The 26481-nt window shown below is 72.1% G+C and carries 23 protein-coding genes; 10 read left to right on the forward strand and 13 right to left on the reverse strand.

Features of this window, described 5'->3' with window-relative positions; translation table 11 throughout:
* The first annotated feature begins 8 nt into the window (after positions 1-8).
* The 4 genes from PZC42_RS13730 to PZC42_RS13745 all read left to right on the forward strand — a co-directional run bounded on the left by PZC42_RS13730 (position 9) and on the right by PZC42_RS13745 (position 4061).
* On the forward strand, positions 9-1010 hold the full coding sequence (locus PZC42_RS13730; protein WP_277212056.1) for a branched-chain amino acid ABC transporter permease: 1002 nt from the start codon (positions 9-11) through the stop codon (positions 1008-1010).
* Positions 1000-1914, forward strand: a complete 915-nt coding sequence (locus PZC42_RS13735; RefSeq protein WP_277212058.1) for an ABC transporter ATP-binding protein — start codon at positions 1000-1002, stop codon at positions 1912-1914. Before PZC42_RS13730 ends, PZC42_RS13735 begins: the two co-directional genes overlap by 11 nt.
* 29 nt (positions 1915-1943) lie before the next feature.
* Positions 1944-2813, forward strand: a complete 870-nt coding sequence (locus PZC42_RS13740) for an ABC transporter ATP-binding protein (RefSeq protein ID WP_438802959.1) — start codon at positions 1944-1946, stop codon at positions 2811-2813.
* A 222-nt stretch (positions 2814-3035) separates the two neighbouring features.
* Positions 3036-4061, forward strand: a complete 1026-nt coding sequence (locus PZC42_RS13745; RefSeq protein WP_277212062.1) for a type IV toxin-antitoxin system AbiEi family antitoxin — start codon at positions 3036-3038, stop codon at positions 4059-4061.
* 136 nt (positions 4062-4197) lie between these two features.
* Here the strand turns inward: PZC42_RS13745 and PZC42_RS13750 are convergent, their stop codons facing one another.
* The gene (locus PZC42_RS13750) at positions 4198-5499 is read right to left on the reverse strand and encodes an ABC transporter substrate-binding protein (protein ID WP_277212063.1); all 1302 of its coding nucleotides are present in this window, start codon (positions 5497-5499) and stop codon (positions 4198-4200) included.
* Between the two features lie 1155 nt (positions 5500-6654).
* Between PZC42_RS13750 and cspE the strand changes: the two genes are divergently transcribed.
* Together cspE and PZC42_RS13760 are read left to right on the forward strand one after the other, a co-directional pair.
* A complete protein-coding gene (gene cspE / locus PZC42_RS13755; protein WP_106265512.1) occupies positions 6655-6858 on the forward strand; it encodes a transcription antiterminator/RNA stability regulator CspE in 204 nt (67 codons plus the stop codon).
* A gap of 141 nt (positions 6859-6999) precedes the next feature.
* Entirely contained in the window at positions 7000-7806 is an 807-nt protein-coding gene (locus tag PZC42_RS13760) for a hypothetical protein (RefSeq protein WP_277212067.1), read from the forward strand.
* A 61-nt stretch (positions 7807-7867) separates the two neighbouring features.
* Here the strand turns inward: PZC42_RS13760 and PZC42_RS13765 are convergent, their stop codons facing one another.
* Positions 7868-11557 (reverse strand): TM0106 family RecB-like putative nuclease, encoded by a 3690-nt coding sequence (locus tag PZC42_RS13765; RefSeq protein ID WP_277212068.1) that lies wholly within the window; start codon positions 11555-11557, stop codon positions 7868-7870.
* A gap of 85 nt (positions 11558-11642) precedes the next feature.
* Here PZC42_RS13765 and PZC42_RS13770 point away from each other — a divergent pair, with 85 nt between their 5' ends.
* Entirely contained in the window at positions 11643-12584 is a 942-nt protein-coding gene (locus PZC42_RS13770; protein WP_277212070.1) for an excalibur calcium-binding domain-containing protein, read from the forward strand.
* A gap of 41 nt (positions 12585-12625) precedes the next feature.
* Here PZC42_RS13770 and PZC42_RS13775 read toward each other — a convergent pair whose 3' ends face one another.
* Positions 12626-13105, reverse strand: a complete 480-nt coding sequence (locus PZC42_RS13775; protein ID WP_277212072.1) for a hypothetical protein — start codon at positions 13103-13105, stop codon at positions 12626-12628.
* A 223-nt stretch (positions 13106-13328) separates the two neighbouring features.
* On the opposite strand from PZC42_RS13775, the gene PZC42_RS13780 reads away from it, so the two are divergent.
* Together PZC42_RS13780 and PZC42_RS13785 are read left to right on the forward strand one after the other, a co-directional pair.
* Positions 13329-14066: a response regulator transcription factor gene (locus tag PZC42_RS13780; protein WP_277212074.1), complete on the forward strand. Its 738-nt coding sequence runs from the start codon at positions 13329-13331 to the stop codon at positions 14064-14066.
* Entirely contained in the window at positions 14063-15085 is a 1023-nt protein-coding gene (locus PZC42_RS13785; RefSeq protein ID WP_277212076.1) for a sensor histidine kinase, read from the forward strand. The genes PZC42_RS13780 and PZC42_RS13785 overlap by 4 nt, the downstream gene beginning before the upstream one ends.
* A gap of 100 nt (positions 15086-15185) precedes the next feature.
* On the opposite strand, the gene PZC42_RS13790 is transcribed toward PZC42_RS13785, so the two are convergent.
* Both PZC42_RS13790 and PZC42_RS13795 read right to left on the reverse strand, forming a co-directional pair.
* A complete protein-coding gene (locus tag PZC42_RS13790) occupies positions 15186-15974 on the reverse strand; it encodes a hypothetical protein (protein ID WP_277212078.1) in 789 nt (262 codons plus the stop codon).
* Positions 15971-16504: an RNA polymerase sigma factor gene (locus tag PZC42_RS13795; RefSeq protein WP_277212080.1), complete on the reverse strand. Its 534-nt coding sequence runs from the start codon at positions 16502-16504 to the stop codon at positions 15971-15973. Before PZC42_RS13795 ends, PZC42_RS13790 begins: the two co-directional genes overlap by 4 nt.
* 177 nt (positions 16505-16681) lie before the next feature.
* Here PZC42_RS13795 and PZC42_RS13800 point away from each other — a divergent pair, with 177 nt between their 5' ends.
* The gene (locus PZC42_RS13800) at positions 16682-17422 is read left to right on the forward strand and encodes a hypothetical protein (protein WP_277212082.1); all 741 of its coding nucleotides are present in this window, start codon (positions 16682-16684) and stop codon (positions 17420-17422) included.
* A gap of 6 nt (positions 17423-17428) precedes the next feature.
* Here PZC42_RS13800 and PZC42_RS13805 read toward each other — a convergent pair whose 3' ends face one another.
* The 8 genes from PZC42_RS13805 to PZC42_RS13840 form a co-directional block, all read right to left on the reverse strand.
* Positions 17429-18253 carry an amino acid ABC transporter ATP-binding protein gene (locus tag PZC42_RS13805; RefSeq protein WP_277212084.1) on the reverse strand — a complete coding sequence of 275 codons (825 nt, stop codon included), beginning with the start codon at positions 18251-18253 and terminating at the stop codon, positions 17429-17431.
* Positions 18250-19236 carry an amino acid ABC transporter permease gene (locus tag PZC42_RS13810; protein ID WP_277212086.1) on the reverse strand — a complete coding sequence of 329 codons (987 nt, stop codon included), beginning with the start codon at positions 19234-19236 and terminating at the stop codon, positions 18250-18252. Before PZC42_RS13810 ends, PZC42_RS13805 begins: the two co-directional genes overlap by 4 nt.
* Position 19237: 1 nt before the next feature.
* Positions 19238-20176, reverse strand: coding sequence for an ABC transporter substrate-binding protein (locus tag PZC42_RS13815; RefSeq protein ID WP_277212088.1), 939 nt, complete (start codon positions 20174-20176; stop codon positions 19238-19240).
* Between the two features lie 157 nt (positions 20177-20333).
* A complete protein-coding gene (locus PZC42_RS13820; RefSeq protein ID WP_277212091.1) occupies positions 20334-20501 on the reverse strand; it encodes a methionine/alanine import family NSS transporter small subunit in 168 nt (55 codons plus the stop codon).
* Complete coding sequence (locus PZC42_RS13825) at positions 20498-22075, reverse strand: sodium-dependent transporter (protein WP_277212094.1); 1578 nt, start codon at positions 22073-22075, stop codon at positions 20498-20500. Before PZC42_RS13825 ends, PZC42_RS13820 begins: the two co-directional genes overlap by 4 nt.
* Positions 22076-22352: 277 nt before the next feature.
* Complete coding sequence (locus tag PZC42_RS13830) at positions 22353-23642, reverse strand: FAD-binding protein (protein ID WP_438802957.1); 1290 nt, start codon at positions 23640-23642, stop codon at positions 22353-22355.
* On the reverse strand, positions 23623-24777 hold the full coding sequence (locus PZC42_RS13835; protein WP_277212098.1) for a winged helix DNA-binding domain-containing protein: 1155 nt from the start codon (positions 24775-24777) through the stop codon (positions 23623-23625). The genes PZC42_RS13830 and PZC42_RS13835 overlap by 20 nt, the downstream gene beginning before the upstream one ends.
* A gap of 122 nt (positions 24778-24899) precedes the next feature.
* Complete coding sequence (locus PZC42_RS13840; protein ID WP_277212100.1) at positions 24900-26420, reverse strand: alpha-N-arabinofuranosidase; 1521 nt, start codon at positions 26418-26420, stop codon at positions 24900-24902.
* Between the last annotated feature and the right edge of the window lie 61 nt (positions 26421-26481).

Below are 26481 nucleotides of genomic sequence, written 5' to 3' on the forward strand. Positions count from 1 at the left end.
GACCCATCATGGAAGAGTTCCTCCGCATCCTGACGCAGTCGGCGGGCGAGATCCTCGCCCCCACGACGGCTGCCTACGCCATGGCCGCTATCGGCCTCAACCTGCACTTCGGCTACACCGGCCTGCTCAACATGGGTCAGGCGGGCTTCATGCTGCTCGGCGCCTACGGGTTCGGGATCACCCTGACGACGGGTGGTTCGTTCTGGCTGGCGCTGCTGGTCGCCATCGCGGCAGGTGTGCTGTTCGCCATCATCCTCGGCATGCCGACGCTCCAGCTACGCGGCGACTATCTCGCCATCGTCACCATCTCGGCCGCGGAGATCGTCCGCTGGTTCGGCCGCTCCACGCTCTGGCAGCAGTGGACCGGCGGCGCGTCCGGTCTCCAGGGCCGCTTCTACAAGGAGCCGTTCCAAGAGCTCTCGTTCCTGCCCGACGGCAGGTTCGCGCTCGGACCATTCGAGTACATCAACACCGGCTCGGACTCGTGGTGGACCCGCATCGTCGCGTGGGGCCTGGTCGCCCTCGTGGTGCTGTTCGTCTGGCTCATCACCCGCAGCCCGTGGGGCCGCGTCCTCAAGGGCATCCGCGAGGACGAGGACGCCGTGCGCGCGCTCGGCAAGAACGTCTACGCCTACAAGCTGCAGGCACTCGTCCTCGGTGGTGCCATCGGAGCACTCGGAGGCGTGATCTTCGCGCTGCCGGCGGCGATCGTCCCCGACTCGATGGGCCGCACGATGACGTTCTTCGTCTGGACGATCCTGCTGCTCGGTGGCGCCGCCACCGTGTTCGGTCCCGTGCTGGGATCGATGATCTTCTTCGCGGCCTACATGTTCATGCGCACCGGCATGCGGGCGCTGGCCGAGAACACCGGCGTCGGCGACTTCATCACGACCACCAACGTCGAGCAGATCGGCGGCATGCTCGTCGGTGTGACCCTGATGCTCCTGGTCATCTTCCGACCACAGGGCATCTTCGGGAACAAGAAGGAGCTGGCGTTCAATGTCCGATGACAAGACGGTGACCACGACGGCGGCCAGTAGCCTCGCGTCCGTGGCCTCGCGCCCCGGCGCGCCCAAGCCGAACCCGATCCTGGTGGCCGACCACGTCACGCGCCGGTTCGGCGGCATGACAGCCGTCGACGTCGACCACCTCGAGGTGCAGGAGGGCGTCATCACGGCGCTCATCGGCCCGAACGGTGCCGGCAAGACCACGCTGTTCAACCTGCTCACCGGGTTCGACCGGCCCAACACGGGCGAGTGGAGCTTCCAGGGCAACTCCCTGAGCGGCAAGGGCGGTGCCGCCGTGGCGAAGGCCGGCATGGTCCGCACGTTCCAGCTCACCAAGGCGCTGTCCCGTCTCACGGTGCTGCAGAACATGCTGCTGGCCTCGCCGTCCAACCCCGGCGAGAAGCTCGCGCTCTCCTGGCTGCCGTTCCTGTGGAAGAAGCACGAGGCGGAGACCACCGAGAAGGCGATGGAGATCCTCGCCCGGTTCAAGCTCGACACGAAGGCCGCGGATTACGCGGGCTCGCTGTCGGGCGGTCAGCGCAAGCTGCTCGAGATGGCACGCGCACTGATGACCGACCCCACGATCATCATGCTCGACGAGCCGATGGCAGGCGTGAACCCCGCCCTGGTGCAGTCGCTCCTCCACCACATCCAGGCCCTGCGCGACGAGGGCATGACCGTCCTGTTCGTGGAGCACGACATGCACGCGGTCCGGCACATCTCCGACTGGGTCGTCGTCATGGCCGAGGGTCGGATCGTGGCCGAGGGACCGCCCGGCAGCGTCATGAAGGACCAGGCGGTCGTGGACGCCTACCTCGGCGCCCACCACGACACCGACCTCGGGGACGACTCGCTGCTCGACCCCGCGGTGCTGGCCCGGCTCGAGGCAGAGGAGGAGAAGCGATGAATGCCACCGCCACCGTTCCCGGCGAGAAGATGTCGGCCGCCGGAGTCCCGCAGAAGGACCTGCTCCTGCACGCGGACAACCTCGTCGCCGGCTACATCCCCGGCGTCAACATCCTCGACGAGTGCTCGCTCGAGGTCGCCAAGGGTGAGCTCGTCGGCATCATCGGCCCGAACGGGGCCGGCAAGTCGACGCTGCTCAAGGCGCTCTTCGGTCTGGTGAAGATCCACTCCGGCACCGTCACCCTGGAGGGCAAGGACATCACCGGGATGAAGGCGAACCAGCTCGTCGCCAACGGCGTCGGGTTCGTCCCCCAGAACAACAACGTGTTCCCCTCGCTGACGGTCGAGGAGAACATGCGGATGGGGACGTACCTCAAGCCGAGCATCTTCGACGAGCGCTGGTCGTTCATCGGCGACCTGTTCCCCGTGCTGCACGATCGCCGCACGCAGCGTGCGGGCGCCATGTCCGGCGGCGAGCGGCAGATGGTCGCCATGGCCCGCGCGCTGATGATGAACCCGTCGGTGCTGCTGCTCGACGAGCCCTCCGCGGGGCTGTCACCCGTGCGTCAGGACGAGACGTTCCTGCGCACCCGGATGATCAACAAGGCCGGGGTCTCGGTGATCATGGTCGAGCAGAACGCCCGCCGCTGCCTGCAGATCTGCGACCGCGGCTACGTGCTCGACCAGGGCAAGGACGCGTACACGGGCACCGGGCGCGAGCTCCAGGCCGACCCCAAGGTCATCTCGCTGTACCTCGGCACCCTCGCCGAGGACGTCGACGAGGCCGCCCACACGGCCGAGGTGAAGGCCGCCGAGCAGGAGCGGCTCGAGGCCGCCGTCGAGGCGGAAGCCGAGGCGCAGGCGCTCGCGGAGGAGGCCGACAAGAACGAGGAGAGCTGACGCGCACCGCGTGACGACAGCTCCTCGGACGACGGCGGGTGGCCCGCACGACCTGGCCACCCGCCGTCGTCATCCCAAGCGCGAGGTAGCGCACGACGGCGCGAGGTAGCGCAGGTCGGCTCCACGCGGTACCTGCCTGGGACCGGGACCACTGCCGCCGCCTGTCCACAGGCGCTGATGGCTGAGCCTTGACGCCGGCCCTGAGGCACCAGAGTCGACGTCATGACGGCTGAACTGCACGTGGCCTCGATCCGCCGCATCTCCGAGATCCTCGCGACGATGCGCGCACCCGGCTCGCCGCTGCGTTCCATGCTGAGCGCAGACGTCACGGACCCTCCACGCGTCCCGGCGCCTGCGAGCATCGAGCTCGCCGACCCGGCGGTCGTCGCGGCGCACGTACGGAACGGACTCCTCCGAGACATTCGCGGCGGAGTCGTCCCGAACATGCCGGACGGGCAGGACGAATCCCAGCACTCCGGGGAGATTCTCCGCGTGGCAGCCGACCTGGTCGCCCATGCCCGCGGCGACTTCGTGCTCAGCCATGCCACCGCCGCCCACCTGCACGGCGCGTGGACCTACGCAACTCCGGCACTCGTGCACGTGACGCACGAGTTCCACCCGCACGTCGCGCGGAGAGCGGAACCCCAGGTCCGCCGGCACCACACCCGACTGCGGCCGAGCGAACGGACCGTCGTCCATGGTGTCCCCGTGACCTCGCCCGAGCGCACGCTCGTCGACTGCCTGCGCACCCTGCCCGCACCGGGCGCCCTCGTGGTCGCCGACTCGCTGTTCCGCCGCGGGGCCGACCCCGATGAGGTGTCGCGGATCATGAGTGCTTCGAGAGGCAAGCGCGGGATGCTGCAGGCGCGTCGGCTCTTCGATGTCTGTGATCCGCGCTCGGCCTCACCGGGCGAGACGGTGGCGAGGCTCGTCGCGATCGACGGTGGACTCCCGCGCCCGGAGTGCCAGATGGAGGTCCGGACAGCGTCGGCGACGCGGTTCGTGGACTTTGGCTGGCCCGATGTCGGTCTCGGCGTGGAGTTCGACGGCGAGATCAAGTACTCCGGCGGGGAGTACGGGGACCCGCAGGACGTCAGCCGCAACCAACAGCTCCGCCACGACGAGATCGCGGCCACCGGTGTCGCGATCATCCGAGCGGGTTGGCGCGACCTCGCCGATCCGCTCACCCTGGGTCGCCGCATGACGCTCACCTACTACACCGCTCGGGGCGCGAGAAACCTCGCATAGCGCTACCTCGCGCCGTCTTGCGCTACCTCGCGTTCGCATCGCTACCGGAGGAACGACGACGGCCCGGTCGCCTCCGGGAGGGAGGTGACCGGGCCGTCGTCGGACGTGCTGAGCCGCACGGCTCAGGTCGCGAGAATCACTCGATCGAGCCCTCGATCTCCCGGTCGAACGAGTACTCGTTCGACTCGTCGAAGGAGTAGATCCCGATGAAGGCCGACGACGGGTCGTTGGCCTCGTTCAGCGGACCGGTGCCCGAGTAGCCCACATAGCGGATCTCCTCGCCTGCCTCGAGCGCAGCAACGGCGTCGGCGAACGTGCTCACCTCGGTGCCGCCCTCCGAGCCGGAGACCGCACGGATGTTGTCGGCGATGGTCCGGCCGTCCGTGGCACCACCGCGAACCGCGGCGAGCGCGGCGAGCATCGTGGAGTCGTAGGACTCGGCGGAGTAGGAGTAGTCGGCGAGCGTGCCACCCTCGTTCTCGGAGTACCACTCGTTGAGGCGCTCACGGAACTCGTCCTCGGCCTGCGCGCCGGGCAGGGTGCCCAGCACACCGGTCAGCGTGCCCTCGTCGAACTGGTCGCCGTAGTTGGACAGGTTGCCGTCGCAGAAGTACGTGGTGCCGTCGAAGTCCCAGCCCTGGGCCACGAGCTCGTTGACGATCGCCACGGTCTCCTCGAAGGCGATGACGACGATCGCGTCCGGCTCGGCAGCAAGTGCGGCCGTCACCTGAGCACCGAAGTTCGTCTCACCGGGCGGGAACTCCTGGCCGGCGCCGCCGCCGCCGTAGACGACCGAGCCGCCGCCGGCCTCGATGGCCGACTGCGTGTGGTCCCGCAGGCCGGTGCCGTATGCCTCGTTCTGGACGAGCATCGCGATGTCGGTGTGACCACCGTCGAGGATCAGCGAGCCGAGCGCCGCACCCTGGACCGTGTCCGGCGGGGCGGTGCGGGCGAAGAAGTCTCCGTAACCGGAGAGGTCGGCCGCGGTGTTCGCCGGCGAGATCTGCATGACCTCGGCCTCGGCGAAGGTGTCGACGACCGACAGCGTCACGCCGGACGAGGCAGCGCCGATGACGGCGGAGACACCCCTGCCGATGAGGTCCGTAGCCGTCGAGCTGGCCACCGACGGGTCGGTGGTGTCACCCGAGTCGCCCCACTCGACCGTCACGTCGTTGCCGAGGACGCCGCCTGCCTCGTTGATGTCGTCGATCGCGAGGCCGACGCCGGCGATCTCGGGCGGGCCGAGGAACGCCAGCGTGCCGGTGACCGGCAGGATGGTGCCGATGGTCAGGGGCTCCGCGTCGGCCATCGCCTCGTCGGTGGTCTCCTCGGCGGCCGGCTCGCCCTCCGACTCGCTGTCGGAGGCGCAGGCCGCCAGGCCAAGGCTGAGGACTGCCGCAAAGGCGATGCCCTTGGCAGCCGTCATGCGTCGATTCATGTGCTTCCCCTTCGGGGTCGGACTTTCCCGCGGCTACTCAATGCCGCATGTAGTGGCGCTGAACCTAACCCGATTGTGTGACGTGCATGTGTCAGATGCGCCACATCACCGGGATCGTGACGAACATGTTATGTGTCTCACACTGCGGGCGGGACCGTGGCGCCCGGTGTGAGGCCAGCGACGAGACGGGGGCGAGGCCGACCGTCGGTCCAGAACGCTGTCTCCAGCTCCTCGTCGGAACCGGGGTGAGAACGGGTCGACGGGGGTGACCGATACCGTGCCGTGCGCCGCCGGACAGGGCCGCGGCCACACGCCGGAGACGCCGGCACAGCGCCACCTGGACCGGGGCCACACCGGCCCCGCGACGACCGGCTCGGCCCTGCCGCCGCCGGGCCCACATCGCGCCCGGACCTCAGGCGCACCTCGACGGCAATCCCCCGCATCGCCGTCAGACGGCCTGACCATCGCCCTCCGGTAGGCGGGCTGCACCTCGATGCCGGTCATCGCCAGATCCGTCCCCCGCCTCGCTGACCAGGCGTTCCAAGGGAACGGCCACCGGGTACCTGGCGCCTCGTGCGGCTGCCGCGCCACCGCCGCGAGCCGACGACGAGGCCCTCGGACGCGGCCGGTGGACGGGCATCAGACCCGCACCGGCGGGGTACCCGGGCGTGCCAGGCGCTCCCGGAGATGCGAGGGCCGGGGGCGTGGCCCCGGTCGCCGACGCTGACCTCGGCGGTATCGAGCGGCTCCCCGCGAACCACGCGGTGGATGCCGGCGCTCCCTGGCGGCCCGGCCCGTGCGGACGGAGAGGTGACCCTCGCCCGGGTGACGGAACTGCTGGCCCGGGCGTCGCCGTCGGGCACGGCCGGAACCCCCGGCGATCCAGGCACGTCGGCAACACCGTCCGGGGTGATAATGGGAACAGTCGTGCACGACATTCGGTGTTGTGCTGGTGCGATGGCGCGCGCTCGCGTACGGTTGTGGCTGTTGCAGTGTGTTGCTCGTACCGGGACGGTCACCCGTCCTGCGTCGGGGAGGTCGCGTCGTCAGGATTGACGCGGCTAACCGGCGGACCTTGGTCTTTCAAGAGTTGACGACGAACACCGTGATGAGCGCCCCCGACAGTCGGGGTCGCCGACTCTTGAAGGAGTACCCATGGCCACCGGAACCGTGAAGTGGTTCAACAGCGAAAAGGGCTACGGCTTCATCGCACCCGAGGACGGCACCGCGGACGTGTTCGTTCACTTCTCCGCCATCCAGTCGCAGGGCTACCGCTCGCTGGAAGAGGAGCAGAAGGTCGAGTTCGACGTCACGCAGGGCCCCAAGGGCCCGCAGGCGGAGAACGTTCGCCCGGTCTGATCTCACGCGTGACGGTCGCCTGAGGGCGGCCCTCTCCTCGTGCGAACGGCCCGCACCCGTTGCCTCACGGCAGCAGGTGCGGGCCGTTTCTCGTCCTCGGAAGGCGGGGAACCACGACGTCCCATCGCTCGTTCCACCGGCATGGGCTTTCTCGACCGACTTCTCGGCAGGTCACGCGACGAGCGTTCCGACATCCCCGGCATGACCGGCGGCGGCACTCCCCGCGGCTACCACTCGCCGACGCAGAGCTACCAGGGCTACCAGGGCTACCAGCAGCCGACGGCGGCACACACCACGGCAGCGTCCCCGCCGGCCTCTCCCGGTACGGCAGGAGGCCGCGGCGCCGACGACGTGGCGATCGACCGCTACCGCTATCTTCTGCGCACGGCTCCGCCGGACGCCGTCGAGCAGGCACACGTCGAGGCCTTCTCCCAGCTCACTCCCGAACAGCGTCGACGCGTGCTCGCCGAGGTCGGGGCGTCCCTCCCGGCGTCCGAGCGCGCCACGTCGGACGACCCGCAGGCGCTGGCACGGATGGCGACCCGTGCGGAGCTGCGCAACCCGGGAACACTGGAGAACTCGTTCCGCGGTCAGGGCGGTGCTGCGGGGGCTCCGGGGTTCGGCTCGATGGTCGGTTCGAGCCTGCTCGGCACGGTGGCGGGCGTCGTGATCGGCTCCGCGGTGGCGAACGCCCTGTTCGGCCCGATGTTCGGCGATCCGACGACGCCGGTCGCCGAGGACGCGGCGGCTGGTGCTGAGGGTGCCGACGCCGCTGATTCCGGTGGCTTCGATGCCGGTGCCGACGCCGGCGGCGCCGAGGTGGCGGGCGACGAAGGAGGGCTCTTCGGAGGTTTCTTCGGTGGCGACGGCGGCGGCTTGTTCGGTGGCGACGGCGGAGGTTTCTTCGGTGGCGACGGCGGCGGCTTCGACGGAGGCTTCGACATCTGACGGCCGCCGGCAGATCCAGCGCTACCTCGTGCGGTCCTGCGCTACCTCGCGCGGTCTTGCGCTACCTCGCGGGGCCGGCCGGGGGCCGCGCGAGGAGCCGCAGGAACGCCCCGAGCTGCTCCAGGTCCCGCACGGACCTCGGCAGGTAGTCCGTCAGCCGCGGCGAGCGGACCACGATCGCGCACCACTGTCCCCGCGAGACGGCCACGTTGACCCGGTTCCGGCTCAGCAGGAAGCCCATGCCGCGCGGCACGTCCTCCGGGGAGGACGCCGCCATCGACAGGATCGCGACGGGTGCCTCCTGCCCCTGGAACTTGTCGACGGTGCCGACCGGGACGCCCTCGAGCCCCACGGCCTCCAACGCGCGCCTGATCGACCAGACCTGCGCGTTGTACGCGGCGACCACGATGACGTCTGCCGGCCCGATCTCCCGTGGCTCGCCGCCCGCCGCGCCGAGCCACGTCCGGCCGAGCACCGCCCGCACCTGTCGCACCACCTCGTCGGCCTCCTCGCTCGACGCGACCGCGCGGCCCTCGTGGTCCACGAGCACCTCGTGCACGCCCGGCGCGACGCCCTCGAGCGATCGGCCGTGGGCGGTCGCGTGGGCGTGCAGCCGCCCGTCGTAGGCGAGGTCGGAGACGCCCGCGCACAGCTCCGGGTGCATGCGCCGCGAGGCGGGCAGGAAGTACCCCAGGCCCTCGGGCAGGGTCTCGTGCCCGTCGGCGAGCCACCCGAGCGCCGACCCTGCCACCGCGGGATCGGGGTGCGTGCCCTGCGAGACCTGCGGGAGCTGCTGCGGGTCCCCGAGCAGCAGCAGGCGGGACGCTGCGCGCGCGACGGCGATCGTGTTCGCGATCGCGAACTGACCGGCCTCGTCGATCACCAGCAGGTCCAGGCCGGAGTCGGGCCAGCGTTCGTGCGCGAAGTCCCAGGCCGTCCCGCCGACGACGCACCCGTCACCGGCCTCGCACGCCGACGCCGCGAACCCTGCCAGCGGGTCCGGCGCCATCGGCTGCCACGGCGCGTCCTCCGGGTCGCCCGACGACGACTTCTTGGCCACCTGCTCGGTCGGCACACCTGCCCGGAGGACGCCGCGGAGCAGGTTCCCCACGACAGCGTGCGACTGCGCCACGACGCCGATGCGCCAGCCGCCGCGCACCAGCGCGGCGATGACGTGCGAGGCCAGGTACGTCTTGCCGGTCCCCGGCGGCCCTTGCACCGCGAGGTAGGAGCGGTCGAGCCGGCGGACGGCCTCCTCGACCGTCGCCACCACGTCAGGCTCGCCGTCGGCGCCCAGCGCAGGTGCCGGCATCCCTCCGGTCACGCGGGGGGCGCGCCGCTGGAGCAGGTCCGTCATGGGACCGGGCGGTAGCCGGTCGGCCATCGCGACGCCGCTTGTGTCCCCGGCCCGCCACGCCTCGAGGGCTGCCGACGCCGCCTCTGCGGTCGCGGACTCCTGCGGCCCGGCACGGACGAACCCGTTGACGGACATCGCCGACGGCGCCGCGGCGTGCGGCTCGTGGTCACGGCCCACGGACTCCCGCACGACGAAGACGTCCCGCTCGCCGCCGTCGCCGGACACCCGGCGCACGGCGGTGATCTCGACCTTGCCGTGGCAGCCGCGCACGGCCCGCGGCCCAAGCTCGCCGACGACGTCCGGCCCCGGTGCGTCGTACAGCAGGAACGCCCCGACGCCGACCCGCAGCTCGGAGCCCTCGACCGCCGCGCAGGTCAGCTCGAGGACGCGCGACGGCGTGCGCCGGCCGGGCTCGACCTCCCAGTCCCGCAGCACCCGGCACGACTCGACCACCGACGCCGAACGCCGGCCAGGCCACTCGTCGGGCGGCAGCTCGAGCCGTGCGAAGTGTGCGTGCCAGAACGGCTTGCCCTCGCGCCGGTGGTACCCGACGCCCGCTCCGAGCAGGCTGAGCGCCCGCACCGCTGCCACGTCCCGGGGGGCGTGCGGGTGCGCGTGCTCGACGGCGGCGCGCACGTCGGCCTCGAGCCGGTCGCGGGCGGCCCGTGCGTCGTCGACCGTGATCTCCTCGGGGACGGCCAGCGGCGCGGCCACCGGGACCTCGACCGGGCCCACCACCTGGTCGTGCGCCCAGCGCAGCCACTCGAGCAGGCGGAGCGTGGACAGGCAGTCGTACCGGTTGTAGTCGAGGATCTCGGCGCGCCGTTCCGCCGCCTCGACGTCCGCACCGGCGGCGACGAGCTCGCAGTACTCGGCGTACTCGACCACGGAGGTCGCGGCGTCCGTGACCCCGGAGCGCGCCGCCTCGTCGCCCATGTACAGCGGCTCGAGCTTCTTGATCGACCGCGACCGGTGGGAGATGCGCAGCCCGGCGCGCACCGTCGCGTACAGGTCCACGAGCACACCGGCCCGCAGAAGCTCGTCGACCTCCTCCTCGTACACGCCGTGCCGCGCCGCGATGGACAGCAGGTGGGTTCGCTCGTACGCGGCGTAGTGGTAGACGTGCATGTCCGGCCACCGGCGGCGGCGCTCGGCCATCGCGTCCACGAACGCCACGAGTGCGCGCGCCTCGTCGGCCAGCGAGTCCGCCCACAGCGCGTGGAACGCCGGCCGGCCCTCCGCGTCGAGGTCCCGCGTCACCCAGCCGAACAGGTAGTCGATGCCCGACGCCGCGGGCGAGCCCACGCCGTCGGGCGCCGTCCACAGCGGGTCGCCCTCGAAGTCGAAGAAGACGTCGCCCTCGCTGGGCGGGGGCAGCCGCTCCACCGCCCGCGGGTCGGTCAACGCCCAGCGCAGCTCGTCCGGACCGTCCTCGGTCTCGATCTTCACCGCGCCGTGGCCGGGCTCGGTGCCGAGCTGCAGGCCGGCCTGGAGACGGAGCCCGGCGAACCGGTCGGGGCTCATCCCGTCCGGCGGCGACGTGGCCGTGGCCAGCGCCTCCATCGTGGTGATCCCGGCCTCGCCCAGCCGGGCGCGCTGCGGGCCGTAGACCCCGGCGACGAGCAGCACGTCGGAGTGTGCCTCCGCCGCCGCGGCGCAGTCCGGGCACTGCCCCAGGCTCCGGCAGGCGGTGTGCCCCGGTGCGCCCCACTCGACCGGCGCGCCCTCGACCACGTGCCGCTCGACGACCTCGAGCAGCCGGTCACGGCGCGCCCGGAAGACCGGCAGCACCTCCGCGAGCAGGTGGTCGGTGCGCTCACCGGTGCCGAGCACCAGGTGGGCGTGCGCCGTCGGGTCGACCCCGGCCGCCAGCAGCTGGTCCGCGTACGCGGCGAGCTGCAGCACGGCCCGCACCTTCTCCCGTCGGGCCAGCTTGGTGTCCCACACCGCGTAGCGCGAGCCGCCGTCGTGCACCAGGAAGTCCGCGCGCCCGTGGAAGCGCCCGTCGAAGAACGAGGCCTGGTAGACGACGTCGGCGCCCCGCTCCAGGGCTCGGAGCGTGCGGGCGTGCGCCGCCGCCAGCTCGTCGTGCTCCATGCGTCGCGGCGGTGCGATCGACACCACACCACCGGGGCCGTCACCGGACGCCCAGCCGTACTGCTGGACGAAGTCGGCCAGCACGGCACGCTCGTGCGACTCCCCCAGAGCGGCCGTCCGCTCCAGCATCTCGTCCCGCGCCCGCTGCTGCCCGGGGGCGCGTCCGAGCACCTCGTCGAGACGTCGCAGCAGAGCGTGCTCGCACTCCGCGGCGACCACGAGGTCGCTCGCCGAGTGCACGATCCGCGGGCCCGCGGCGTGTGCCGGCGGGTCGCCGCCGTCGCTGAGCAGGAACATGTCACAGGTCTACCAGCGGCCCCCGACATGGACTCGCGCGGTCGCGTCGGCCATAGTAGGCCACGCGCGATCTCGAAGGAGTCCCATGTCCGTGCGGTTCAACCCCCCTCCAGGCTGGCAGGTGCCACCAGGCTTCCGACCCGGGGCCGGCTGGTCGCCCGACCCCTCGTGGCCCCCGGCGCCGCCCGGTTGGGAGTACTGGGTCGAGGAGCCGACGACGGCGGCACCCGCCCCGTCGTTCGCCCCGGCGGCGCAGGACGTCGGCGCGACGGCGGTGCTCGCCCCGGTCAGGGCGTCGTCGCAGGACTCCGCCCCGGCACCCGCACCGCCGGCACCCACCGTGCCGCCCGCTGCCGCACCCGCCCCGCCCCCGCTGCCCACAGCGCCGCCGGCAGCACCGCCGTCGAACACCCCGCACCCGACGGAGCACGCCACGACACCGGTCCCGCCGCTCGGCCGACCCGCGCCGTCGAGCAGCGCCGAGCGGTCACGCGCCGCCGGGCCCGCGCCCGAGCGTGCCACCCGCAAGCGCCGGCCGCCGACGATGCTGGTCGCCGGCGTGGCCGTCGCCTGCCTGGCGCTCGGGGTCATCCTCGGTGTCATGTTCTCGATGGTGCAGACCTCCGACGCCCGGCAGGAGGCGGCCGACGCCCAGCGCGAGGTCGAAGCCGCCAAGGTCCTCGAGGAGCAGCTCGCCGCCGACCGCACCACGCTCGACGAGCGCCGCGACGCCCTCGAGGCCCGCGAGCAGGCGCTCCAGGAGCGCGAGGACGCGCTCGCCGAGCAGGACGCCGCGCTGACGAACCGCGAGAACGAGGTCGCCGCGTCCGAGCAGCAGGCCGAGGAGCAGCGCCGGCAGCAGGAGCAGGAGCAGGAGAACCGGCGGGGCGGGGGCTCCCAGTGGTGGTACTGGGACTGCGACGGCGCCCGCGAGGCGGGTGTCGCGCCGATCCAGCAGGGCCAGCCTGGCTACCGCCAGGGGCTCGATCCCAACGGCAACGGCGTCGCCTGCGAGCCCGGGGAGTAGTGCCCCGGGCCGCAGGCGTCCGGTCGCCGGGACTGCACTGATCAGCGCTCGGCGGCGAGCAGGTCGACGCCGAGCGTGGCCAGCACACCGAACACCACGCCCCACAGGATGATCGACACGATCTGCCAGCCGATCACGGCGTTGCGCGAGGCACCGAACGACACCATCGCGGCAGCGGTGATCTGGCTGGGCAGCACCGTCTGGCCCAGCAGGCTCACGCCCGGCACACCGAAGCGGTCGAACCGCTCGCGGAGCTTCGCGCGCCGCGGTGAGTCCGGCTTGCCTCGCCGCGAGACGGCGGCGGTGCGCACCCGGGAGGTCGTCAGCACGAAGACCAGCATGGAGATCACGTTGCCGACCACGGCCGCCAGCACCGCGACCACCGGGCTCAGGCCCGCCAGGATCCCCAGCGCCGAGCCGGCGTACGACTCGACGAACGGGATCGCCCCGGCCAGCATCACCCCGACCCACTGCAGCAGCGGCGGCAGGGACTCGGTGAAGGACTGCAGGTTCTCGTACATGAAGGGCGCTCCCCAGTAGTGCGGTTGGACGTGATTCCATCCTGGGCGTTGTCCGGAGCCTGCACCGGTGCGTGGGCACACCAGTTCAGATGGCCTGGTCACGGCCCTGCCATGACATCTGTCATGGCAGGTCGGCGGCGGTGCGCGCACCCGTGCCTTACGGCCTTCTCACGATGACGTGCGGCGACCCGCCGTCGGCCCGCCGTCGCCCTACGCTGGGCGCATGGTCCGGGTCCTCGTGGTCGACGACGACACCACCGTCGCCGACGTGGTGGTGGCGTACCTGGAGCGCGCCGGGATGACGGCCGAGCGCGCCGACGACGGGATCGGGGCGCTCACCGCCGCCGCGGCCCGCCCGCCGGACGCCGTCGTGCTCGACCTCATGCTGCCGGGTCTGGACGGCATCGAGGTGTGCCGTCGGCTGCGCGCAGCCCGGCCCTGTCTGCCGGTCGTCATGCTCACCGCTCGCGGCGAGGAGGACGACCGGATCACCGGGCTCGAGGTCGGCGCCGACGACTACGTGACCAAGCCGTTCAGCCCCCGCGAGCTGACCCTGCGCGTGCAGTCCTTGCTGCGCCGCGCCGGCGTCCCGGCGACCCCCCGCCCGGCCGGACCCGGCAGCGCACCGCCCGTGCCGCCGTCGGGCACGTTGCGCGACGGTGACCTGGAGCTCGACGTCGCCGCCCACCGGGTGGTGCGCGGCGGCAGCGAGCTCACCCTGACCGCGCGGGAGTTCGACCTGCTTGCCTGGTTCCTCGCCCGCCCGGGCGAGGTGCACGACCGGGAGTCGTTGCTCCGCGAGGTGTGGGGCTGGGAGTACGGCGACCGCTCCACGGTGACCGTGCACGTGCGCCGGCTGCGCGAGAAGGTCGAGGCCGACCCGTCCCGGCCCGTCCGGCTGGTGACGGTGTTCGGCGTCGGCTACCGCTGGGACCTCGAGCCACCCGGCGTCGGATCATGACGCCGCTCGCCGGGGTCGGGCTCGCGGCCGGGGTGTCGGCGGCGGTCGGGGCACTCGGTGCGGCCAGCGTCGTCGCAGTGGGACGACGACGTCCTGCCGTCGCGGCGCTGCTCGCGCCCCTGGTGGTGGTCGCCTCGGTCGCGGCCGGCGTCTACGCCAGCGCGCGGGCGATGTTCCTCTCGGAGGCCGACTCCGCGACCGTGCTGTGGCTGCTCCTCGCGACGGTGCCGGTGGCGCTCGGCGTCGGCGCGGCACTGGGGGTGCGCACCCACCGCCTCACCGCCGAGCGCACGGCCGCGCTGGCTGCGCGGGAGCGGGACCGGGAGGTCGAGGAGCGACGGCGGGAGCTCGTCGCGTGGGTGTCGCACGACCTGCGCACACCGCTCGCGGCGGTCCGGGCGCTCACGGAGGCGATGGAGGACCAGGTGACCTCCCCCGCCGACGCCGCGGCCGGGATCCTCGCCGAGAACCGTCGGATGACCGACATGGTGGACGACCTGCTCGCGCTGTCCCGTCTGCAGTCTGCGACATTTCGGCTGCGGCGTGAGCCGACGGACGTCGGCGACCTGGCGTCCGACGCGCTGGCGGCGGCGACGCCGGTCGCGCAGGCCGCCGGGGTCCGGCTGACCGGGGAGGTGACGGAACAGGTGGTCGCCGTCGTGGACGCCTGCGAGGCGTCACGGGCCCTGGGGAACCTGATCGGCAACGCGGTGCGGCACACGGGAGCGGGGGGCACGGTGTGCGTGCAGGTGACGACGGGTGGCACGGGGACGGGCCCCACCGCCGTCGTGCACGTGACGGACGGCTGCGGCGGGATCTCCGAGGCGGACCTGTCCCGCGTGTTCGAGGCCGGCTGGCGCGGCACGGCGGCCCGCACTCCTGGCTCCGGTGGGGCGGGGATCGGCCTGTCGATCGTCCGGTCCGTCGCCGAGGCGCACGGTGGCAGCGTGACGGTCCGCAACACGACCCTGCCCGACGGCGGGCGCGGCTGCCGCTTCACCCTCACGCTGCCGCGGTAGTGCGCACTGATCAGGTCGGCAGGATGCGGCCGGATCGGTCCGCATGCGTGCCGACCTGGCCGCATCCTGCCGAACCGATCTGCCGTGCTGGCGGACCCGGCTACCCGACCGGGATCCGTGCCGTCGTGCCGTCGGCGTACGTGACCTCGGCCGTCTCACCGAGCGCCGAACCGCCCGGTGCCCACACCGCCCACCAACCGTCGGCCACGGACGCCTCGACCCGCTCACCGCTCGTCAGCGTCAGCGCGACGGCCGTGACGTCGTCGCCCACCTGGCCGAACGCGGACGTCAGCGCCCCCTCGGCGCCGTCACCCTCGGACCAGGAGGCCGTCCCGTTCTGGAGCGTCGTGAGCTCCCGGCGCCCCGGGAGCGCGAGCTCGGGCACCACGGCGCTCGACGTGACGACCTGCGGCGCGCCGCGCTCGTCGGTCGCCGTGACGAAGCACTCGCCGTAGGCGCCCTCGCCCGCCACCACCACGTAGGTGTAGTCGCCCCGCACGTCCGTCAGGACCGGAGCGACCGGCACCTCCTGCACGACGGGACCCTCGGCACCCTCCACGATCTCCGCGGCCGAACCACCGCAGCTCTCGTCGGCCAGCGCCGTGTCGGCCGGGGTGACGCCGGCGGGCACCGGGGTCCAGGAGGCGTACGCGGCCGGGGAGTCGAGCGTGACCGTGGTGACGACGACGGCGACCACGGCGGCGGCCGCGGCGCTCGCGACGGCGGCCGCACGCCCGGGACGGCGCAGTGCCGGGCGTCGCTCCCCGGCCGGGGCGACACGCGGCTGCGCGAGCACCTGGGCCAGCGCCTGGTCGTCGGGGCTGCCCGGGGCCTCCAGGTTGCGGGCGGGGTCGAGCTCGGCGAGCTCGGCGAGCATCGGGGATCTCATCGCGCCTCCTGGAGCTTCTGCAGGACCTCGGCCGTCTCGCTCGGCACCTCGGAGAACGCGAGCAGACGCTTGCGGGCACGGGTGAGCCGGACGGAGAAGGTGGTCGGTCGGCAACCGAGCACCCGGGCCGCCTCGACCGCCGTCAGACCGTCCCACGCGACGAGCGCGATGACCTCCCGGTCGCCGTCGGAGAGCAGCTCCCACGCCTGGCGCAGGTCGGCCCGGTCCACGGCGACGTCGTCGGCGCCCTGCCGAGCGGGCTCGGGCTGCTGCTCGAGACGGACGCTGAGCGCCCGCCAGCGGCCGTGGGTGCGCAGGTGCGTCGCCAGCACGTTGCGGGCCACCCCGAACAGCCATGGCCTGGCATCGCGCGGCACGTCGTCGAGACGCCTCCAGGCCACGAGGAACGACTCGGAGACGACGTCCTCGACCAGCTCCGGCGCGACTCGGCGCGCGACGAAGCGCGTGACCTGCTCGTGGTGCTCGACCCACAGCCCGGTCAGCCGTTCCTGCGCCTCGGCGTCGTCCACGCTCCGCAACCTTCCACCCATCACCCTGACATTGCCGGCAGGGGCACGATCCCTACACGGTAGGGGAAGAACTGTTGCGGCGTGCTGTCCGGCCGGTACGCTCAGCGCAACTCGTGCACGCGCCGCAGCACCGACATCGACCTCGACGACGACGCTCGACAGGGCGAGGAGAATGACATGAGCCGACGCAGAACCGTCCACCGCCGCGCCGGCATCTGTCTCGGTGCTGCCGCCCTCGCGCTCGGCCTGGCCGTCGCCCCCACGTCGGCCCCCGTCGCGGTCGCCGCGGCGCAGAACCTGCCCGGCGTGCCGGAGCCGGGGAGCCCGGCCGACGAGTGGGAGTCCTGGGCGGCCGACGAGCGGGCCGAGGCCGAGGCCACCGACTGGGCGGCGGACGCGGCGACGCGCGGCTGCGAGCTGCAGGAGGTGGAGATCACCGACGAGGTGGACGTCGACTACAACCGGGCCATGGGTGCTCCCGACGACCTGGCCACGCACCGGGTCGATCTCGTGGAGGACTGTTCCACACCGAAGGCAGAACGCCTCATGAGCACGCTGGACACCGCCGCGGTGACCGACGCCACCACGATGTCCCTGTCGACCGGCACCTCCTGCAGCAGCACCAAGGGCCCCGGCACCGCCTGCGTCTACCTGAGCGGCGGGCGCATCTACGCCTCGTGGAAGTACAACGGCTCCGGCAGCGTCAGCGGGTTCCTGCGCGTCTACCAGATCCCGGCGTCGTCCTCGAGCTGCTACCGGGGCAGCACCTGGCTGACCGGCCCCTCGGCGACGTGGAGCAGCGGGATGACGCGGAGCATCTCCAAGACGAAGACCACCACCACGGGGTACTCGGCGCACATCTGGAAGAAGGTCGCCGTCGGGCACACCGACTGGGGCTCGGCCTGCTCGAGGCTCTGACCTGGCTCAGAGGACGTGCGCGAGGAACTCCTGCAGCCGGGGCTCGCTCGGGCGGTCCAGCACGTCGGCCGGCGGTCCCTGCTCGACGACCACGCCGTCGTCCATGAACACCACGTGATCGGCGACCTGGCGGGCGAAACCGATCTCGTGCGTGACCACGACCATCGTCATGCCCGACGCGGCGAGATCCTGCATGACCGCCAGCACCTCGCCCACCAGCTCCGGGTCGAGGGCCGAGGTGGGCTCGTCGAACAGCATCAGCTCGGGGTCCATGGCCAGGGCCCGCGCGATCGCCACACGCTGCTGCTGACCGCCGGAGAGCTGTGCCGGGTAGTGGCCGACGCGATCGCTCAGCCCGACACGGTCCAGCAGCTCGAGCGCGCGGGTGCGTGCCGTCCGCTTCGACAGTCCCCGCACCTGCACGGGCGCCTCCATGACGTTCTCCAGCGCCGTCATGTGGCCGAACAGGTGGAACCGCTGGAACACCATCCCGATGCGGGATCGCTGGGCGGCGATCCGCGTCGGGTGCAGCCGGTGCAGCACGCCCTTCGCGTCCTGGCGGTACCCGAGCAGCTCGCCGTCGACGTGGACGGAGCCTGCCGTGATCTCCTCCAGCTCGTTGAGGCAGCGCAGGAGCGTCGACTTGCCCGAGCCCGACGGTCCGAGGATCACCGTCACCGTGCCACGCGGCACGGTGAGGTCGACACCGCGCAGCACGTGCAGGCCGCCGGCACCCTGGCCGAACACCTTGTGCACGCCGCGGGCCTCGACCACGGCCGGGGGCGCTGCCGTGCCCGGCGCCGGTGCTGTGCTCACCTGGCCGTCGATCATGGGGTCACCTCGGCAAACGGGTCGTCGCGGGTGGTGCTGGCCGCACGGATCGCGGCCTGCTTGCCGGGTCCGGCCGGCAGGGGCCGACGGCGTCCCGCGCGTCCGCCGTCGTCGAACCCCCGCCCGTAGTACCGCTCGAGGTGGTGCTGGCCGACCATGAGGACGGACGTGATGAGCAGGTACCACAGGGCGGCCACGATGAGCAGCGGGATCGGCTCGAACGTGCGCGACCCGATGGCGCTGGTGGCGTAGGTGATCTCCAGCGTGAACGGCACCGCGACCACCAGAGAGGTGGTCTTGAGCATGGAGATCGTCTCGTTGCCGGTGGGCGGCACGATGACGCGCATCGCCTGCGGCAGCACGATGCGGCGCAGGATCCTGCTCTCCTTCATGCCGAGCGCCCGGGCCGCCTCCGCCTGCCCCGTGTCGACCGAGCCCAGCCCGGCGCGCACGATCTCGGCGAGGTAGGCGGCCTCGTTCAGCGCCAGCCCGATCAACGCCGCCCAGAACGCCGTGATGACGGTCCGTGTGTCGAACACCAGCAGCTCCGGTCCGAACGGGACACCGAGGCTGAGGCGCGGGTACAGCACGGAGATCAGCCCCCAGAACACGAGCTGGGTGTAGATCGGGGTGCCGCGGAAGAACCAGATGTAGCACCAGGCGACCCAGCGCATCACCGGGTTGTCGCTGCGGCGCATCACGGCGAGCAGGACCGCCAGCACCACGGCGATCGCCATGGACCCGAACGTCAGCACGAGCGTCCAGCCGACACCCCGCACGACGTTCACGTCGCGCAGGTACAGCCAGACGGTGTCCCACCGGAAGTTCGGGTTGGTGACCAGGGCGTGCGCCACCATGGCGGCGAGCACCAGGACGATCGCCCCGGAGACCCAGCGACCCGGCCGCGGGACGGGACGGGCGCGCAGCGGCTCGGGCACGGTGGTGCCGCCCCGTGTCGGTTCGGCCAGGTCGGGCACGCTCATGTCAGACGCCGGGGTCGAGCTCGGCGGTGGACAGCGCACCGTCGGCGTTGCCCCACGCGTCGAGGATCTCCGTCAGCGTGCCGTCGTCCATGAGCCGCTGCAGCGCGCCCTGGACGGCCTCGGCGAGCTCGGTGTCGCCCTGCGCGACGACGACGCCGTAGGGGGCGGCGTCGGTGATGGCACCGAGCGCCTCGATCGAGCCGCCGGCCTGCGACACGGCATACGCGGTGACGGGCGAGTCGGCGTACATCGCCTGCACCTTCCCTCCGACGAGGTTGGTGGTGACGTCGGCCTGCGAGTCGTACGGCAGGATCTCGACGGGCTCCTCGCCGGCGCCCTGGCAGTCAGCGGCAGCGGCCTCCAGGGCGCCCTGCTGGACGGTGCCGGTCTGCACACCGACGGTCACGCCGCACAGGTCGGCCGGGTCGATCTGGTCGGGGTTGCCGGTCGCGACGGCGAGCTGCGAGCCCGCGTCGAAGTAGCTGACCATGTGCACCACCTGCAGGCGCTCGGCATCGATCGTGAAACCGGAGATGCCCACCTCGTACTTGGAGCCGACGGCGGGGATGATCGCGTCGAACGTGGACGGCTCCACCTCGGCCTCCAGGCCCAGGGTCGCGGCGATCGCGGCGGCGATGTCGACGTCGAACCCGACCGGGGTGACGCCGTCGGCCGCGACGAACTCCGCCGGCGCGTAGGAGAGCTCGGCTCCGACCGTCAGCACTCCGTCGGCGGCGACGTCGTCCGGGACGAGGGCGGCGAGGTCGGCATCGGTCGTGATGCCGGAGACGTCGTAGCCCTGGGTCGCAGCGTCGGCGCTGCCCGGCGTGGCATCACCGGAGGCGAGGTCCTGCGAGGCGGTGGTGCAGCCGGCGAGCAGGGCGACGCCGAGGATGCCCGCGGTGAGCGCGGACAGGGGCAGGGCAGGACGAGCGCGCATGACGTCTCCGAGGGGTCGCGGGAGGGGAGGGCACCGGACCCGGTCGGGGCGATCGGCGCCTATGCAGGAGTATGCATATCTATTCCCTGGGCGACCAAACCGCCGGGGCATGACGTCCGTCACGCCCCGGCGGTGGGCTACCTGCGTCGGTGAGGGCCTACGTGTCGTGCTCGATGATCCCCGCGTCCTCGCGGTGGTCGTCCTCGCCACCCGGCGGGAGATCGGTCCGATCCGGGCGGGCCCGGAGGGCCATGATGCTCGCGATCAGCCCTCCCCAGATGATCACCATGGCGACGGCCATCATCAGGATTGCTTCGGTGCTCATCGGCCAGCCCCCTTCCGGGCGGTAGAGGTATCGGTCGGCGGGTACGTCGGCCACGGGGTGAACTCCTCACGGCTCCGCCAGCGCGGCAGCGTCAGCACGATCGCGCCGATCACGAGCAGCGCGACCGAACCCCAGCCGGCGAACAGCAGGTAGGTGGTGTCGTACCCCTCGTACGGCTCGGCGATCCGGGCCGCGATGAAGCCCGTGAGCATCACGATCAGCATCACCGGGACGATCGCACCGACGCACACGTACCACCAGCGCCCCACCGGCAGGGTCGAGACGCTGTTGAGGTGGTACCGCAGCTCAGGTCCCCTCCGGTAGATCCAGATGACGAAGACGCACATGAAGATCGCCGAGGCGACGATGCCGATGTTGTTGACGAACGCGTCCGCCGTGTCCAGCAGGATCAGGCCCGTGGTGGTGCTGAAGCCGAGCACGGAGATCAGGCCGAGCACGATGCCGAGCCCGAGGGTCGCCGCCCGACGCGACAGCGCGAACTTCTCCTGCAGGGCGGCGGAGACCACCTGCAGGATCGATATCAGCGAGGTGAACCCCGCCATCACCAACGACCCGAAGAACAGCGCGCCGAAGAACGCGCCGGCCGGCATCTGGGAGACGATCGCGGGGAAGGTCACGAACGCCAGGCCGACGCCTGCGATGGGCAGGTCCGCCACGGCTGTCCCCGACTCCATGGCCAGGAACCCGATCGCGGCGAAGACGCCCAGGCCGGCGAGCAGCTCGAACCCGGAGTTGGAGAACGCCACGACCAGACCTGGTCCGGTCATGTTCGAGCGCCGACGGCGGTACGAGGCGTAGGTGATCATGATGCCGAACGCGATGGACAGCGAGAAGAAGATCTGCCCGTAGGCCGCGATCCACACGTCCGGGTCGCTGAGTGCGCCCCAGTCGGGTGTGAAGAGCAGGTTGAGCCCGTCGACGGCGCCGTCGAGGAACAACGCACGCACCACCAGGGCGCCGAACGAGACGATCAGCAGCGGGATGAAGATGACGTTGGCACGCTGGACACCCTTGACCACGCCGGCGGCCAGGACGGCGATCGCCACGAGCCAGACGAGCACGAGCGGGATCAGCACGGCGGCGACGAAGTCGAAGGTCAGCCATGCGTCCGCGCCACCGACGTCGGCCACCTGGAGGTGCTCGCCGAAGAAGAAGCCGGCGGGGTCGTCCCCCCACTCCAGTCCGAACGAGTACACGAAGAAGCTCGCGGCCCAGGAGACCACGGCCGCGTAGTAGACGGCGATGAGCACGCAGATCATCACCTGGAACCAGCCGAGGCTCTCCAGCCACTTCTTCACCCGGCGGAAGGCCTGCGGAGCCCCTCCGCGGAGCCGGTGGCCCAGCGCGTAGTCCAGGAAGAGGATCGGGATGCCCGCCGTCAGCAGGGCGACGAGATAGGGGACCATGAAGGCTCCCCCGCCGTTCTCGTACGCCACGCCGGGGAAGCGCCAGATATTGCCCAGGCCCACAGCCGAGCCGATCGCCGACAGGATGAAGCCGACCTGCCCGGTGAACTGCTCCCGTGGTGCCGTAGTCGTGTTGTCAGTGCTCACGAGTCCCACAGCCTCCGCGTCGATAGCCGTCGAGTCAAACCGCGTCACCTGCGATCATGCGGGATGTAGCGCGCACAGGCAACGGCAGGACGATTCTGCTCGGCCGAGCCGTTCGTCGGCCGAGCCTGCGGCTGCGCTCCGGGCGAGTGCCTCGTACCTCGGCCCCCACCCTCCACTGCACCTCCGGCTCAGCCGAGCCGTTCGTCGGCCGAGCCTGCGGCTGCGCTCCGGGCGAGTGCCTCGTACCTCGGCCCCCACCCTCCACTGCACCTCCGGCTCAGCCGAGCAGTCGGGCCAGGTAGCCGCCGTGCAGGCGACCCGCCGGGTCGAACCGCTCGGCGAGCGCCCTGAAGTCACCGAACCGCGCGTAGAGGGCGCCGAGCTCGGCCGGGTCGATCGCGAAGAGCTTGCCCCAGTGCGGCTTCGCCCCCAGCGGCAGCAACGTGTCCTCGATCGCCGGCAGCACGGCGGCCACCTCGGCGTCACGTTGGTGCCAGGTGAAGTGCAGCGCCACCGAGTCCTCGGCGAACGGGCTCAGCCACAGGTCGTCGGCCGCGACGGTGCGGATCTCGCAGGTCTGCAGCAGCGGCGCGACCTGCGGCGCGAGCCGGCGCACGCCCTCGATCGCGGCGACGGCGTGACGACGCGGCAGCAGGTACTCGGTCTGCAGCTCCGCGCCGGACGACGGCGTGAACTCCAGCCGGAAGTGGCTCAGGCGTTCGTGCCACGGCCCGGCGGCACCGAGCTGCTCCGTGCAGGCCGCGGCGTCGACACCGGGCAGCGGGTGCACGGGCGTGGTCGCCCACCGCAGACCGTCCACCGGCTCGGGGCGCTCGCTCGTCCCGGCCGCCGCCTCCACGGGGACCAGCGACTTGAACAGCACGTGACGCACGGCCGGCTCGTCCCAGCTCGTGAAGAGGCTGACGGAGTACGCGGCGCCGGTGACGTCGTCGAAGGCGCCGAGCACCGTCTCCCACGGGACGTCGACGGCGACGTCCTGGCGGACGTCGAAGGTCGGTCGCGTCTCCAGCTCGACGCGCGTCACGATCCCGAGAGCGCCGAGCGAGACGACAGCACCGGAAAACACCTCCGGGTCGGAGGCCCGGCTGAGGCGGTGCAGCTCACCAGCGGTGGTCATGATCTCGAGCCCGACGACGTCGCCCGCGAGCGACCGGTTGGTGTCGCCGGAGCCGTGGGTCGCGGTGGCGACGGCACCGGCCACGGAGATGTGCGGCAGCGAGGCGAGGCTGCCCAGGCCACGGCCCTGGAGCTGGAGCGCGCGGGACACCTCCCCGTAGCGCAGACCGGCGTTGACGGAGACGACACCGGTGTCCGGGTCGACATCGACCGCCGGGCGGCCGTCGTCGAGCCGGTCGACCTGGATGTGCGTGCCGGTGGTGTCCGCGATGTCGTTGAACGAGTGTCGCGACCCGAGCGGCCGCACGGGGCCGCCGGCGGCGAGCACTGTCGCGAGCTCGTCGAGGGTGGACGGCCGCGCCAGGGTGTGCGCCGCGTAGTCGAGGTTGCCTGCCCAGTTCTGCACGCGCCTAGCCTGCCACGGCTCCATCCCGGTAGGCCGCGAGCACTGTCGCCGCATGCCGGACGGCGGCACGCTCCTCCAGCGTCGGTTCGCGATGCCACTGGATCTCGATTTCACCGTCGCGCGGCGGCTGCGCGGGCCACCGCCACCGGGCGGTTAGCAGGCCGTCCACGGCGACCCCATGGACGAAGGCGCCGACACGTCCCGGCTCGGGCGCCCGCGGGTCGCTCAGGATGCCGCGCGTCTCCCGGTAGGACGCCAGGAGCTCGTCGTAGGCGCACAGCAGGTCGACGACAGGGCCCGACGGCGCAGCGCCGGCGGTGCCCACGGTCGCCGGCCGCGCGGTGGCGTCGTGCACCGCGGGGGTGCTGACGAGCTCCAGACCGTCCAGGCCGTCGGCGCCGGGGACCGTGACCGCCTCGCCGGCGTCGAGCAGGACCGCGAGTCCGGCGCGCAGCTCGGAGAGCGTCAGCCCGGACCACTGGCCGAGGTCCTTGGTCGTGGCGTACGCGCGCCCCGGGAGGTAGCGGCGCCACAGCTCCAGCACGGCCGACTCCCGGTCGAACCGGCTCCCGAGCGGGCCGTAGCCGGGCGGGACGCGCTCGTCGAAGGACGCGTACGTGTGGTGCCCGTCCGCCGTCGGGCCGCTGATGACGACGCACCGCAGCTCGGCGTGCATGAGGATCTGCGTGACGGTGATGCCTGGTGCGTCCGGGGCGACGAGGCCGCGGGCGACCAGCACGGCGCGGAGCTCGGCGCGGGTGCGTGCTCCGGAGGCGACTTCCTCGGCGACGGCGTCGATCGCGGCCGCCGGGTCGCCGAGCCCCCACTGCTTCTCGGTGGACGCCATGGTGCGTGCCACCCGGGTGCCCGTGAGCTCGAGGAGCCAGCGGGCGTCGTCGGGCCGCACGAGGTGCCAGGTGGGCCGCAGGACGTGCGTGCGCAGGAGCGCGCCGTCGTCGAGGGTGGCGAGAGCGGCCTGCTCCCCGGTGGGGGCGGCTGGCGTGAGGCGTCGGCTGAGGCCCCAGAGCGTCGGGCGCAGCTCCTGGCCCTGGACGGCGAGCAGGTGCCCGACGGCGGTGGGCAGGTCGGGCAGGGAGGGTTCGCGCAGGTGCTGGGCCCTCAGCCGCGCAGCTCGGACCGTGGTGGCGTCGACGCTCATGGACGCACCCTCTCACCCACCCCTGACGCCCACCCCCGCCACGTTGTGGGCGTGATTTCTGGCCCTTTTCGTCCGTTTCAACGGACAATTCGGGCCAGAAATCACGCCCACAACACCGGAGGTCAGGTGAGGGTGAGGCTGACCGTCACGTAGGAGTGCGCCGGGAGGGTGACCTCGAGGCCGCGCTCGTGCGGGCGGACGGCGTCCAGCGCGACGGGCGCGACGGCGTCGGGCGCGTCCGGGGTGTTGTGCGTGGCGAGCTCGGGGGCGCTGAGCACCCGGGCGGCGTGTCCCGTGACCTCGCGGCCGCGCAGGTCCAGCACGACCGTCCGGTCGGCTGAGGCGTCCAGGTTGGTCAGCGAGACCAGCGCCGTGTCGCCGCGGGTGGACGCCGACGCCGAGACCAGCGGGAGCTCCGCCGTCGAGCCCGGGCGGGTCGGCACCCCCTGCAGGTGGACGTCGAGCGAGTCGGCGTCGTGGTGGGCGGTGTTCATCTCGAACACGTGATAGCTCGGCGTCCTGACCAACGCGCCGGACTCCGGGTCGGTGAGCAGCATCGCCTGCAGCACGTTGACGGTCTGGGCGATGTTCGCCATGACCACCCGGTCCGCGTGCCGGTGGAACGCGTCGAAGTGCACGCTCGCCACGAGGGCGTCGCGCAGGGTGTTCTGCTGGTACAGGAAGCCGGGGTTGGTCCCGGGCTCCGCGTTCCACCAGGTGCCCCACTCGTCCACCACGAGGCCCACCCGCTTCTTCGGGTCGTGGCGGTCCATGACCTGGCCGTGCCGCGTGAGCAGGTGCTCCATGAACCGCGCCCGCTCGAGGGTGAGATACCACTCGTCCTCGCCGAACTCCGTCGCGGAACCCTTGTCCTGCCAGGAACCGGTCACCGTGTAGTAGTGCAGCGAGATGCCCTGAAAGGGCCGTGCAGGGCCGTCCCCGGCGTCCAGGTCGTCGAAGGACTTCATGAGCGTCTCGGTCCAGTGCAGGTCGCCGTCCGAGGCCCCCGCCGCGATGCGGTAGACGTCGTTGCCCGCATGGTTGCGCACGTAGGTCGAGTACTGGCGGGCCAGCGAGGCGAACTGCTCCACGCGCAGGTGGCCGCCGCAGCCCCACGCCTCGTTGCCGATGCCGAAGTACGGCACCTTCCACGGCTCGTCCCTGCCGTTCTGGCGACGCAGGGCCGCCATCGGGGAGTCGTCGGCGCGGGTGAGGTACTCGATCCACTCGCTCATCTCGGCCACCGAGCCCGAGCCGACGTTCCCGGAGATGTAGGCGTCGGTGCCGAGCATCTCGCACAGGTCCATGAACTCGTGGGTGCCGAACGAGTTGTCCTCGACGACGTCGCCCCAGTGCGAGTTGACCATCCGGGGGCGCTGGTCGCGCGGCCCGATGCCGTCGCGCCAGTGGTAGTCGTCGGCGAAGCACCCGCCGGGCCAGCGCAGGTTGGGGATGTTCAGCGCCCGCAGCGCCTCGACGACGTCGAGGCGGATGCCGCGCTCGTTCGGGATCTCGGAGTCCTCGCCCACGTAGAACCCGTCGTAGATGCAGCGGCCGAGGTGCTCGGCGAAGTGCCCGTAGACGTGCCGCGAGATGCGAGGGCCGGGCACGTCGAGGTCGATGATGGCTGTCGTCTGGTCCATGGCGGCGAGTTTATCGATAAACTGGCGCCGGAAGGAAGAGGGGTGAGCGGATACCGTGACG

It is taken from the genome of Isoptericola croceus (genome assembly GCF_029382255.1).
GTDB classification, from domain to species: Bacteria; Actinomycetota; Actinomycetes; order Actinomycetales; family Cellulomonadaceae; genus Isoptericola; species Isoptericola croceus.